Here is an 11,975-nt window from a genome sequence, read left to right on the forward strand (position 1 = left end):
GCGCTCTTGCCGGAACGGTTGTCCCGGACGACTTCGAAGCTCACCTTCTGGCCCTCGTTCAGGGAGTGCATGCCAGAGCGCTCGACAGCCGAAATGTGAACGAATACGTCCGTTCCGCCATTGTCCGGCTGAATGAAACCAAAGCCTTTGGTGGTGTTGAAGAACTTAACGGTTCCGGTGTTCATGACGATTTCCTTTCAATCGGTCATAGAGATTTTGTTGCCGCGTTACGCACACGACGAACACTTACAGTCGATTTTGAAGGGAAGATCGTCGAAGCCCGATGGGCCGAAACAAAGCTCAAAAATCAAGATCGATAACGAGGAGATAAGAATGATTCAGACAAAAACAAGACGTCGTGAAAAATTAATATGGAATCAGGATTTTTATTTTTAGCTTACACTCAAATTATAAGGTTTATTTTCAGCGACTTGAACAGGCGCAAGCCTTTTCCAAGCTAGCCATTTCGGCTTGAGCTTTCACAGGGGAAAATGAGCTGAAATGCTGGGAAACTGGCGGAGAGAGTGGGATTCGAACCCACGGTGAGCTTACACCCACGGCGGTTTTCAAGACCGCTGCCTTAAACCACTCGGCCATCTCTCCGCGCCAAGAGCGGTAGGCCCTGTCTTTCCCCATCTTTGCCCGCTGTTCAAGAGGAAGATTGCAGGTTTAAGCATTTAAGGTGGTGTCTGACCGGGCCGGACAGCCCCGTTCCTTACTGATAGCAACACGGATAACGCGAATACTGCCATGCTTCGCCCGAGGTGCTGCATTGGCCATGACGTGCCGCGGCGGCCCCACTTCGCTTATTGCATGGCCATGCTCCGGTTGCCTCCGGAATGGGAGGGGCAGTTCCCCAAGGCACCCCCCCAAAGGCTCGTTTGGCCGCATTTTTCCTTGGATCACCCCTCCTGCTATGGCACAGATTCGGCTCGATAGGGCGGATTGATGATGAAATGTGCATGGCTTGGGCCGCTTGCCGCGGCCACTTTCTTGACAGGTTGTATCTCCTCGGATGAGGGCGGGCAGCAGACCGCTGCACCCGTGGCCGTACCCCAACCGGTTGTAGAACCGGCAGAGCCGGTTGCGGAGGCGTTGCCGCCGTCATTCGACGTGCTGCCCGAAGCAAAACCGGGCCAGAGCTTCGAGGCCTGGTTGCAGGACGTGCGCAGTGCCGCACTTGCGGCAGGCATTGCCCAGACAACGCTCGACACCGCGCTGACGGGGATGACGGTTTCCGAAACGGTCATCAAGCTGGACCGTCAGCAGGCACCCAACTCGGTGACACCGTCCTTCCAGACCTACATTGCCAAGCGACTGACTGACGACAAGATTCGCCGTGGCCTGAACCGCAAGCAGGAGGTGCTGGATGCAGTTTCCCAAGCATCCACTTCCTACGGCGTGCCGAAGGGCGTGCTGCTGGCGATCTGGGGCATGGAAACCAACTACGGCAGCTTTACCGGCAACTTCCCAATTCTGCCTGCGCTGGCGACGCTGGCCTATGAAGGCCGCCGTTCCGAGCTTTTTCGCCGTGAACTCTGGGCTGCGCTGCAGATTATCGACCGGAACATGGCAACCGTGGACGACCTGCGCGGCTCTTGGGCCGGCGCGTTCGGCCAGACCCAGTTCATGCCGACGAGCTACCTACGGTACGCGGTTGATGCCAATGGCGACGGACGGCGCGATATCCTTGGTGACTTCGACGACGCCTTCGCCTCGACCGCCAACTACCTGGTAAGCCATGGCTGGAAACCGGGTCTGAACTGGGGCTTTGCCGTTCACGTGCCCGCCGGGCTGGATCGAACCGCACTCCGGCAGAATACCTTGCCGGAGTCCTGCAGCCGCGTCATCGAGAAGCACAGCCGCTGGCTGACCGCCGCCGAGTGGCAGACGATGGGCATTTCGGTTGCCGACGCCCGACAGGGCTGGCCTTCACCCGAGACGAAGATGAGCCTGCTGGAGCCGGACGGCCCCGGGGGCCCGGCTTTCCTCACGACCGAAAACTACCGGGCTTTCCTGAAGTACAACTGCTCCAACTTCTACGCCCTGTCTGTCGCCCAGCTGGCGGATGCGCTCGATGGGTAAGGGACTGCGCCTCTGCATTCTGCTGCTGACGGCAGCAACGACGACAGCCTGCGCCTCAGGCCACAGTGTGAAGGCCACCTCAGGGAAGCCCACGACGCTGGCGGGGAAGGGCTCAGCAGTAAAACCCGGGCCCGGCGGTGTGGTGAAGATCGGCAATCCTTACCAGATTGGCGACCGCTGGTATTACCCCGCCGACGTGCCGAACTACGACGAGACCGGCACCGCCTCTTGGTACGGACCGCAATTCCACAAGAAGCGCACCGCCAACGGCGAACTCTTCGACATGAACGAAGTCAGCGCCGCTCACCCGATTCTGCCAATGCCGAGCTATGTTGAGGTGACCAACCTCAACAATGGGCGGCAGCTGGTTGTGCGGGTGAACGATCGTGGACCGTTCGCCAAGGAGCGGATCATCGATCTGTCCCGCCGGGCCGCGCAGCTTCTGGGTTTTGACGCACAAGGCACCGCGCCGGTCCGCGTTCGCCGGGTCTACCCGGATGCCAACGGGAAAGTCGCGCCCGCGCCGCTGCCGCAGACTGTCATCGCACAGGCAACGCCTCAGCAACTGCCGCAAGCTCAGCCCCAGCCGTACGGCATGACGGCGGCAGTAACGACGCAGCAGCCTGACTATCAGCAACAACCTGCCTATCAGCAGCAGTCGGTTTACCCGCAGGCCGCTCCGCAGCCTGCACCGGCACAATACGCCAGCACGGCTCCGGTTGGTGCAAACGCCACCACCGGCGTCGTCACGCAGACAGCGCTGCCGCCGTCACCGTATCAGGCGAGCACGCCGGTCGCCGTGCAGCCAGCGGCAGTACAGGCCGGAATCGTTTACATTCAGGTTGCGGCTCTATCGAACAGCCAGCGCGCCGATGCATTGGCCACGCAGCTGCGCCGCTTTGGCACCTCTCTGGTTGAGCCCGCGCCGCGCGGCATTTACCGGGTCAAGATCGGACCGTTCGAGAGCCACAGCTCTGCTGAAATCGTGCTGGCGGAGATCAGGGCGGCAGGCTATTCCGATGCCCGTGTCACGCTGCGTCCCGTCAGCTAACCATCTGTTTCAAGGTCGAGGACTAAAATGAAGCGTTTTGTTCTGGGTTTTGCCGGTTTTCTGGTCGCCAGCAGCGCCCTGGCGCAGGTGCCGACTTTCGAAACCGAGGCACCGTTCGCCTATCTCATCTCTGCCGACACCGGCACCGTGCTGTTTGACAAGAATGCGGACGAGCCGATGCCGCCGTCATCCATGGGCAAGATGATGACGGTCTATGTCGCGTTCGACATGATCAAGAAGGGCACGGTGAAGCTGGACGACAAGATCACCGTCAGCCCTGAAACCTGGCGCGCCTGGAACAATCGCGGCTCTACCATGTTCCTGGCTGTCGGCCAGCAGGTTACGGTGTCGGATCTCATTCACGGTATCGTGACCGTTTCCGGCAACGACGCCTGTGTGGTGCTTGCCGAGGGACTGGCCGGCTCTGAGCAGGCCTATGTCGATCTGATGAACGAGGCCGCCAAGAAGCTGGGCCTGACCAACACCCACTTCGCCAACACCACCGGCTGGCCGGATCCGGAAGAGTACTCGTCCTCGCGCGACCTGGCGATCATCGCCATGCGCACGATCAATGATTTCCCGGACCTTTACAAAGAGTTCTACGGCGTCCCGTCGTTCACGTTCGGCCAGACCATGGGCGGCAAGCCGATCACCCAGCCCAACCGCAACCCGATTCTGGGCAAGGTGCGCGGTGCTGACGGCGTGAAGACCGGTCATACGGAAGCAGCCGGTTACGGCTTCACCGGTTCCGCCGAGCAGGACGGCCAGCGTCTGGTGATGGTGCTGAACGGCCTACCTTCCATGTCCGCCCGCACCAATGAGTCGGTCAAGCTGATGGAGTGGGGCTTCCGCACCTTCAAGACCTATAACCTGATGAAGAAGGGCACTGTGGTGGAGAATGCGCCGGTATGGCTGGGTTCGGAAGCGACCGTGCCGCTGGTGCTGGATCAGGACGCCGCCATCACGACCACGCGCTCTTCGCGAGGCAAGCTGAGCGTGAAGGTGAGCTACACCGGTCCGATTCCGGCCCCGATCGAGAAGGGCAAGCACATTGCCGACCTCGTCATTACCGCACCGGGCCAGAAGCCGCTGACCTTGCCGCTGAAGGCAGGCGCAAGCATTGAAGAAGCCGGGTTCTTCGCCCGTGCCTGGGCTGGCATGAAGAATGCCATCTTCGGCGCGCCGGAAGCGGTGCCCGCGGTAGCAGGCAAGTAAGACGTGGCGCGGGGGCGGTTCGTCACATTGGAAGGCGGAGAGGGGGCAGGCAAATCCACTCACATCCGTCATCTGGCGTCCTGGCTTCAGGGGCAGGGCCTCGAAGTGGTGACCACCCGTGAGCCGGGGGGTACTGAAGGGGCAGAGACAATCCGCCGCCTGATCGTGGAGGGCAGCGTGGACCGGTGGGACGCTCTCACCGAAACGCTGCTGCTCAACGCCGCCCGCCGCGACCATGTCAGCCGCCTGATTTCCCCTGCGCTGGAGCGCGGCGCATGGGTGCTGTGCGACCGATATGTGGACAGTACGCTGGTCTATCAGGGCATTGCCAAGGGCGTTGAGCCGGAAACCTTGCTCCAGTTGCACGCCCTTGCCACCGGCCCGCTGTGGCCAGACCTGACGTTGGTGCTGGACCTGCCGCCAAGCATTGGGCTGGCACGCGCTGCCGGGCGGGCAGGGACCGAGACCCGCTTCGAGGACCATGCCATCGACTTTCATGAAAAGCTGCGGCAGGGCTTTCTTGACCTGGCCGCGCGGTTTGCCGACCGGTGCGCCGTCGTGGATGCCAGCATGCCACTTGATGCCGTGTCGGCGGCTGTAGAGTCCGCGCTGCGTGAAAGGCTATGCCTGGGCAAGGGGCAGGATCTGTGAGCGCTGCCGAGCCGGTCGTTACTCCGATGACCAACCTGAAGCTGTTCGGCCATGCCGCCGCCGAGGCAGCGTTCCTTGACGCCTGGAAGGGCGGGCGGATGCACCATGCCTGGCTGCTGACCGGCCCGCGCGGCGTCGGCAAGGCGACGTTTGCCTATCGCATTGCCCGGTTTGTGCTTTCAGGCGGCGGCGCGCAGGAGGGCGGAGGCCTGTTCGGCGAGCCACTGCCGCCCTCGACGCTAGACGTTGACCCGGAGCACCCCGCCGTACGCCAGATGCTGGCAGGCAGCAGTCCAGTGTTGAAGGTGCTGGAGCGCGCCGTCAACGACAAGGGCAAGCTGGCCAAGGAAACCACGGTCGACCAGGTGCGGGCCCTAATACCGTTCCTAGGCACCACACCGGCCGACGGCGGCTGGCGCGTGGTGCTCGTGGACGCTGCGGATGACATGAACAGGCAGGCCGCCAACGCCCTGCTCAAGATGCTGGAAGAGCCGCCTGCACAGACGCTGTTCCTGCTGATCTCCCACGCACCGGGCCGGTTGCTGCCGACCATCCGCTCCCGTTGCCGGCGGCTGCCACTGGCTCCGCTGGAGGCCTCAGACGTTCAGGCGGCCCTTCAGATCGCCGCACCGGAGCTTTCTTCGGCTGAAATCGAACGGCTCGTACCGCTGGCCAAGGGCTGCACAGGGCGGGCGTTGCGCTTCGCCGGCCTTGACGTTCAAGGGCTGGAAGCCGCGCTCGATGCACTGGTTCGAACCGGGGACCCCGGTGGTGCCATTGCTCTGGAGCTGGCCGGCGTACTTTCGGCGGCAGCGGCGCAGGCCCGGTACGAGGCGTTTCTGGAGCTTGTGCCGGAACGTTTAGCTACCATCGCTGAGGATGGAGACCCGGCTGACCTTGCGCGTCTCGTGTCGCTGTGGGAGAAGGCTCGCGATCTTGCCGGCGCGGCAGTCCCTCTGGCGCTCGACCCCAAGTCCGTGGTGTTCGAGCTGTCTCAGGTAGTCGCGCAGGCGTCTGCCCGTCCCTAACCACTTGTGTGAGCCATGGCCGACCGTAACCGTTTCTACATCACCACCGCCATTGCCTATCCCAACGGCGCGCCGCACATCGGCCACGCCTACGAGGCCATTGCCTCTGACGTGATCGCCCGTTTTCACCGGTTGCTGGACAAGGACGTCTACTTCCTGACCGGTACGGACGAGCATGGCCTGAAGATGGAGCAGACCGGCCGCAAGCACGGCCTGACCGCTCGCGAGATGGCCGACAAGATGGCCCCGGCGTTCAAGGCGATGGATGACCGGTTCAACATCTCCTACGACCGGTTCATTCGCACCAGCGACGCCGACCACTACACCGCCAGCCAGGCGATCTGGAAGGCGATGGAAGCGTCGGGCGATATCTACCTCGACCGCTACGAGGGCTGGTACTCGGTGCGGGACGAAGCCTTCTACGACGAAAGCGAGCTGACCACCGGAGAGGATGGCGCCAAGCTGTCGCCGCAGGGCACACCGGTCGAGTGGACTGTCGAGGAAAGCTACTTCTTCCGCCTCTCCAAGTATCAGGACGCGCTGCTGGCCCACTACGAGGCCAACCCGGACTTCATCCGCCCGGAAAGCCGCAAGAACGAGGTGCTCAGCTTCGTGAAGGGCGGCCTGAAGGATCTCTCTATCAGCCGCACCAGCTTCAACTGGGGCATTCCGGTACCGGAGGCCGAGGGCCACGTGATGTACGTGTGGGTGGACGCGCTCACCAATTACATCACCGGCGTTGGCTATCCTGATGTGGAAGCAGAGTCTTTCAAGAAATACTGGCCGGCTGATGTGCACGTCATCGGCAAGGACATCGTGCGGTTCCATGCCGTGTACTGGCCCGCGTTCCTGATGTCCGCCAACCTGCCGCTGCCCAAGCAGATCTTCTGCCACGGGTTCCTATTCAACCGCGGCGAGAAGATGTCCAAGTCCGTCGGCAACGTGATCGACCCGAACGGTCTGGCCGACCTCTATGGCATTGATCCGGTGCGCTACTTCTTCCTGCGTGAAGTGCCGTTCGGTCAGGACGGCAGCTACAGCCACGAAGCTATCGTTGCCCGCGCCAACGCGGAACTGGCCAACAGCTTCGGCAACCTGGCTCAGCGCACGCTGTCCTTCATCGCCAAGAACCTCGGCGGCGTTCTGCCCGCCGTGGGCGAGGGCGGGAACGCAGACGACGCCGCCCTGCTGGCCGAGGTTAAGACTGCTACCAAAGAATTGATTGAGCGCTTTGAGAAGTTTGAACTTTCTCAGGGCATCGAGGCATGGATGCGCGGCGTGTTTGCCTGCAACCAGTACATCGACCATCAGGCTCCGTGGGCGCTGCGCAAAACCGATCCGGTGCGGATGGAAGCGGTTCTGGCTGTATTGGTACAGGCCATTCGTGATCTCGCCATCGCCATTCAGCCGGTTGTGCCGGGGTCCATGGCTAAGCTGCTCGATACGCTGGGTATCGCCGAGGGCGAGCGCAGCTTCGCCGCGCTGGACGACGGCGCCTGGTATCAGCGTCACAAGGACAGCGGCTTTACCCTGAGCCCGCCAAGCCCCATCTTCCCAAGGCTGGAGTTGCCCGCCGAAGAGGGCGAGACGGAAGCTATGAAGGCGTAAGGCATAAGCAGAGTAGGGCGCGTCAATGCTGGTCGATAGCCACTGCCATCTGAACTACGAGGGCCTGCGGGAAGACGTGCCGGGCGTGCTGGCGCGCGCCCGCGCTGCAGGCATCGGTCGGTTCCTCAATATTTCCACCAAGGAGCGGGAATGGCCTGAGGTGGTGGGTCTGGCCGAGCAGGAAGCGGACGTGTTCGCAACCGTCGGCATCCACCCGCACGAGGCAGAGACCCACCCGGACGTGGACACGGCCAAGCTGGTGGCTGCCGCCAGCCACCCGAAGGTGGTCGGTATCGGCGAGACGGGATTGGACTACTTCTACGACCACAGCCCGCGCGAGCAGCAGCAGACGGCGTTCCGCGCCCACATTGCCGCCTGTCGCGAGACCGGTCTGCCGCTGATCGTCCACACCCGCGATGCCGAGGAAGACACCGCGCGTATCCTGCGAGAAGAGATGGAGAAGGGGCCTTACACGGGCGTCATCCACTGCTTCACCGCCAGCCAGCAGTTCGCCGAGACGGCGCTGGAGCTGGGCTTTTACATATCCATCTCCGGCATTGTCACCTTCAAGAGCGCCAAGGATTTGCAGGAGACGGTGAAGACCATCCCGCAGGATCGTCTACTGGTGGAAACCGACAGCCCGTTCCTCGCCCCCGTACCCAAGCGCGGCAAACCCTGCGAACCGGCGTACGTCACCCACACAGCCGCCTTTGTGGCAAACTTGCGTGGGCAGACGGCGGAGGAGCTGTCGCAGGCCAGCACCGAAAACTTCTTCCGCCTGTTCAGCAAGGCGCGCTGAGGCGTCAAAATCTCCCGATCTCTGAACGGCCGTGTTCTCCTGCGCGGTCCAGACCGGGCGTGTTCCAACTACTCTTGAAATAGGGCGGCGCCTGCATTCGCCGGATTGCCATAGCAAAGCGGCGCTGCAGAGAATTGAGTCCTCATTGAAAACCAGAGCCGAGGGCTTTCGGGCCCGCCATGCGTTGCCATAAGAGCGGCAAACCGGTTAAGCAGACCGGGAATGACACGAGGTAGAGGCTTATGAAGGTTCGTATTCTGGGTTGCGGTACGTCTGGCGGAGTTCCGAGAGTTGGGAACATCTGGGGTCGGTGCGATCCGAAGAATCCGAAGAACCGTCGCCGCCGCGTGTCCATCCTCGTGGAAGAGGAGGGGGTAAAGATGCTGGTCGATACCTCCCCGGATCTGCGCGAACAGCTGCTCGATGCCAACGTCAACCGGCTGGATGCGGTGCTCTACACCCACGATCACGCCGACCATACCCATGGAATCGATGACCTGCGTGGCATCTTTCATACCATGCGTCGCCCGCTCGATTGCTATGCGGATGAAGGGACGGCCAACACCCTGAAGCAGCGCTTCGGCTATGTATTCCAAGGATTTGAAGGCTATCCCGCCATCGCCAGATTACATCTGATTGACGGGCCAATCGCAGTGGGGCCGCTGACTGCTCAGCCGTTCCGGCAGATCCACGGCTCCATCAACTCCATCGGCTACCGGTTCGGGAACGTCGCCTATTCAACCGACCTCAACGATATTCCGGCGGAATCAGAGCCTTACCTGCGGGACCTCGACCTCTGGATTGTCGATGCCCTGCGCTACGAGCCGCATCCCACACACCCGAACCTCGATCAGGCACTGGTGTGGATCGAGAAGTTCAAGCCGAAGCGGGCGATCCTGACCCACATGAACTGGGACATGGATTACGATGAACTGAAAGCCCAGCTGCCGCTCCATGTGGAGCCCGGTTACGACGGCATGGAGATCGAACTCTGACTGCCGCTCAGGCCACCCTACGGAGTAGGGCAGTTTATCGTTGATCCATCAGCGGTTTGCCCCACGGTCTGGAAGCGCTTAAAGTCAAGGAATACCACTGTCGCGTCGCGTTCCGAGTCCAGGGTGACTACTGGGGGAGCAGGAACATGTGGCAGGCGATCAAACAGGCCTATGGCGATTCATGGCAGTTCGCGAAGGCTTTCCCGTTGCTGGTGGGGATCGTCATTCTAACGGGGGGCGCCCAGCACGTTGTCGAATGGTCTACGGGCTTTTATGCCAGCATGGAAGCGATGCATCAGGCCGAAGCCAACTGGCTGAGGATGGCTTTAGGGGCAGCCAAGGCCGTATCGATTGTGCTCGTTGGTTACTGGGTAGCCCGGTATCTGCTGAGCAATGGTTCACGCCGCTTCACGACAGCGTCTGACCTGATAGCCATGCGACGCTATGGCGTCGCCGCACTAGCCTATGTGCTGATCACTGTTGCTACGGTGCTGATCATCGCCATGGCAGGAGCACAGCTTGTCGAGCGCACACTCCTGCCGATCATGCTCCTTTTCGTGGGCGCGGCGATCCGCACGTTGCTGTCCTTCTGGATCGTCGGTGCGGCCGTGGCCGAGCCAGCGGCGACGCTCCGAGAGTCAGTACGCCGAACGCGCGGTTCGCTCCTTTGGGGCGCGGCGCTGACAATCAGCGGCGCAATCGTGCCGCTTTCGGTTCATTATGCCCTGAGCTACGGCGCAGCTGGAGCTCCTCGGCTGCTAGCCGGAGCCATATTGGTCATGGACGCGCTGCTTGTAGGCTTCCTGGGCGTACTGGCCGCCAGTCTTCAAGTACAGGTCGCGCGGCGGGTGTCGGCCCGTAGCGGTCATAGCCTATCCATGACAGCAGTGGCGGCAGAATAGGGCGGGGAGAGGGGACTCTGCCGCCGCCCTGAAACCAACATCAGTGCTCGGGCTCAGCGATCGGCGTGACTTCGGCCTGCGCTTTCTCAATCGTTTTGCGGCGCTGGAAGACGCTGCGCATGTGGACCTCGTCCGCCTCGGTCAGCACGTCCGAAGCGGCCGGGAACAGCTCCTCTTCCTCTTCATCAATGTGATGGATGTATTCGTCGCGCAGATCTTCGAACTTCTCCATCCACTCATCCGAGGCGATATCAACCGTCGCCAGATGATTGAGCATGTCCTCGATTTCCTTGTGCTCCGCGACCGAGTGGCGAGCCTTGTCTGTAGTATCAGGCTTGGCAAGAATAACCGAATAAAGCGCCTGCTCCTCGGCGGAGGCGTGCCCCTTCAATTCCCGTGTGAACTCCTCGAACAGATTCATCCGCTCGTCCGGCGAGGCGTCTGCGTTCTCCAGTTTTTTCAGGAGGATGCGGTGACGATCATGGTCCGCGGTCAGCGCGTCGAAAATGTCTTTCACCTGCCTTGCCATAAAATTGTCCTCTATTTTTCGGCCCTTGCCTTTGGGGCTGCCAGCACAAACTGATATGCTTGGAAACGTTCCAGCTACGCTTGGGTTGCGATGGGCGGGAAGGGGCCGGGGGCGACGCCAAATTCAGGGCTCCTTCTTCGAATTCAATCGTTCTGCATGCGCAAATTTGAGCAAGAGTGATTTTAAGGGAGTCAGTATGTCCGATCGCGCCGGTCTACCAGTAACCGCTGTTCTAGGCCTGACCACAGCCACCGCACTGGCCCTTGCCGCCAGCGGGGCCTTGGCTGCGCAAGAACGGCGCCCGGAAGGACCGGATCGGCTTGTTGGCTTTGTCGGCGCAGGTGTTGGAATTGTGCCGAAGTACGAGGGCGCGAACGACTATAAGTTCATGGCAGGACCGGTGTTCGACCTGCGGTATGGTCGTTTCTACGCCAATCTATGGGACGGCATTGGTGTCGACGTCATTAGCACGGACAGATTCGAGGCCGGTCTTGGCCTGACCTACGTACGCGGGCGCAAGGCCAAGCATTCGCCAGAAGGCGTCGGCAAGGTCAAAAGCACCGTCGGCAGCCATGCCTATGCCCGATACTATCTCACGCAGGAGGTAAGCCTGACAGCCGGCGTAACGCACGCCTACGGCGGCACGGACGGTACGCTGGCTGATCTGACGCTCAGATACCGCCTGCGGCCTTCCAAGCAGGTGATGTTGCTGCCCTCGGTCTCCGCAACTTGGGCGATCGGAAGGCACATGCAGCGTTACTTCGGTATCAACGAGCAACAGGCCTTACGGTCGGGGCTACCGGAGTTCGATGCAGATAGCGGCATCAAGGACGTCTCGGCATCACTTACAACGATCTACTCGCTGAGCCGTCACTGGCATGTAAGTGCAACCGTTGGACTGGAACGCTACTTGGGCGACGCGGCAGACAGCCCGCTGAACGAGCGCAAATGGCAACCGGCCGGTGTTATCGGTATCGCATACAGATTCTAAATCCTGAATCCCGGAAAACAGGCGTAGGAGAACTATTTGCTCTCCTACCGCGGCCATCATTTAACATAACATGGATTATACGATTCTGGTAAGCGCTACGGTGTGTAAGGACAATTTAGAG

Annotated in this window: 12 protein-coding genes and 1 tRNA gene; 10 read left to right on the forward strand and 3 right to left on the reverse strand. The window is 61.3% G+C overall.

Annotated features, from left to right (window positions below):
- Together VIG90_RS19390 and VIG90_RS19395 are read right to left on the reverse strand one after the other, a co-directional pair.
- Positions 1-185: cold-shock protein (locus VIG90_RS19390; RefSeq protein WP_331595168.1), on the reverse strand; the 185-nt coding region annotated here is incomplete at its 3' end.
- 328 nt (positions 186-513) lie between these two features.
- A tRNA-Ser gene (locus VIG90_RS19395) sits at positions 514-603 on the reverse strand.
- 441 nt (positions 604-1,044) lie between these two features.
- Between VIG90_RS19395 and VIG90_RS19400 the strand changes: the two genes are divergently transcribed.
- From VIG90_RS19400 to VIG90_RS19440, 9 genes are all read left to right on the forward strand, one after another.
- The gene (locus VIG90_RS19400; RefSeq protein ID WP_331595169.1) at positions 1,045-2,085 is read left to right on the forward strand and encodes a lytic murein transglycosylase; all 1,041 of its coding nucleotides are present in this window, start codon (positions 1,045-1,047) and stop codon (positions 2,083-2,085) included.
- The gene (locus tag VIG90_RS19405) at positions 2,078-3,136 is read left to right on the forward strand and encodes a septal ring lytic transglycosylase RlpA family protein (RefSeq protein WP_331595170.1); all 1,059 of its coding nucleotides are present in this window, start codon (positions 2,078-2,080) and stop codon (positions 3,134-3,136) included. The genes VIG90_RS19400 and VIG90_RS19405 overlap by 8 nt, the downstream gene beginning before the upstream one ends.
- A gap of 27 nt (positions 3,137-3,163) precedes the next feature.
- Positions 3,164-4,351 carry a D-alanyl-D-alanine carboxypeptidase family protein gene (locus tag VIG90_RS19410; RefSeq protein WP_331595171.1) on the forward strand — a complete coding sequence of 396 codons (1,188 nt, stop codon included), beginning with the start codon at positions 3,164-3,166 and terminating at the stop codon, positions 4,349-4,351.
- A 3-nt stretch (positions 4,352-4,354) separates the two neighbouring features.
- Positions 4,355-5,002 (forward strand): dTMP kinase, encoded by a 648-nt coding sequence (gene tmk / locus VIG90_RS19415; protein WP_331595172.1) that lies wholly within the window; start codon positions 4,355-4,357, stop codon positions 5,000-5,002.
- A complete protein-coding gene (locus tag VIG90_RS19420; protein WP_331595173.1) occupies positions 4,999-6,030 on the forward strand; it encodes a DNA polymerase III subunit delta' in 1,032 nt (343 codons plus the stop codon). Before tmk ends, VIG90_RS19420 begins: the two co-directional genes overlap by 4 nt.
- A 15-nt stretch (positions 6,031-6,045) precedes the next feature.
- Positions 6,046-7,638, forward strand: coding sequence for a methionine--tRNA ligase (metG, locus tag VIG90_RS19425; protein ID WP_331595174.1), 1,593 nt, complete (start codon positions 6,046-6,048; stop codon positions 7,636-7,638).
- 25 nt (positions 7,639-7,663) lie between these two features.
- Complete coding sequence (locus VIG90_RS19430; protein ID WP_331595175.1) at positions 7,664-8,437, forward strand: TatD family hydrolase; 774 nt, start codon at positions 7,664-7,666, stop codon at positions 8,435-8,437.
- A 242-nt stretch (positions 8,438-8,679) separates the two neighbouring features.
- Positions 8,680-9,432: an MBL fold metallo-hydrolase gene (locus tag VIG90_RS19435; protein ID WP_331595176.1), complete on the forward strand. Its 753-nt coding sequence runs from the start codon at positions 8,680-8,682 to the stop codon at positions 9,430-9,432.
- Positions 9,433-9,578: 146 nt separating this feature from the next.
- A complete protein-coding gene (locus tag VIG90_RS19440) occupies positions 9,579-10,334 on the forward strand; it encodes a hypothetical protein (RefSeq protein ID WP_331595177.1) in 756 nt (251 codons plus the stop codon).
- Positions 10,335-10,374: 40 nt separating this feature from the next.
- Here the strand turns inward: VIG90_RS19440 and VIG90_RS19445 are convergent, their stop codons facing one another.
- Positions 10,375-10,863: a hemerythrin domain-containing protein gene (locus tag VIG90_RS19445; protein WP_331595178.1), complete on the reverse strand. Its 489-nt coding sequence runs from the start codon at positions 10,861-10,863 to the stop codon at positions 10,375-10,377.
- A gap of 196 nt (positions 10,864-11,059) precedes the next feature.
- Here VIG90_RS19445 and VIG90_RS19450 point away from each other — a divergent pair, with 196 nt between their 5' ends.
- The gene (locus VIG90_RS19450) at positions 11,060-11,854 is read left to right on the forward strand and encodes a MipA/OmpV family protein (protein WP_331595179.1); all 795 of its coding nucleotides are present in this window, start codon (positions 11,060-11,062) and stop codon (positions 11,852-11,854) included.
- Positions 11,855-11,975: the final 121 nt, after the last annotated feature.

It is taken from the genome of Pedomonas sp., assembly GCF_036515995.1.
GTDB lineage: Bacteria > Pseudomonadota > Alphaproteobacteria > Sphingomonadales > Sphingomonadaceae > Pedomonas.